General features: G+C 55.7%; 1 protein-coding gene. It reads right to left on the bottom strand.

Annotated features, from left to right (window positions below; genetic code table 11):
- Positions 1–10 precede the first annotated feature (10 nt).
- The coding region (locus D5R40_RS33800) for a glycosyltransferase family 2 protein (RefSeq protein WP_134239691.1) at positions 11–537 on the bottom strand (527 nt) is incomplete at its 5' end.

The following is a 537-nucleotide window of genomic DNA, read 5'->3' as shown; positions in this document are numbered from 1 at the left end:
TTGACCACTTTCACGTGCGGATCGCTCTCGCTTTATGAAAGGCCATCGCCAGGACGCTGACTCCAAAGCCGAGATACGACCAAACCCGTAATGGAAGCGATGAGAAGGACGTAATGCCATCCAGCGCAAAGTTCCAAAGCTTCCAATAATTCCATTTGGTTTCGCCAGCCGAGCGCGCTTCGCGGTCATATTCGACGACCTCGGCTTCATATCCGATCCAGGCGAAAAGCCCTTTCATAAAGCGAGAGCGTTCCGGCAAGCGCTTCACCGCGTCCACAACCTCGCGGTCCATGAGGCGAAAATCCCCAACATTCTGAGGAATTTGCGGATGTGTGAGCTTTGAGAACAACCAATACGCGCCATTGGCCGTTAGGCGCTTGAGCCAGCTGTCGGAAGACCGGTCGCGGCGTTTGGCGAGGACGAGTTTCGCCCCGGCGCGCCATTTTGCCATCATCAGCGGGATGACTTCCGGTGGATCTTGTAAGTCCGCATCAATCGGAATCACCGCATCACCAGAGGCATGATCTAACCCCGCCG

The organism is Okeania hirsuta, assembly GCF_003838195.1.
GTDB classification, from domain to species: domain Bacteria; phylum Cyanobacteriota; class Cyanobacteriia; order Cyanobacteriales; family Microcoleaceae; genus Okeania; species Okeania hirsuta.
The sequence above is the reverse complement of the archived record's forward strand: the minus strand, read 5'-3'. Positions and strand labels throughout refer to the sequence as shown.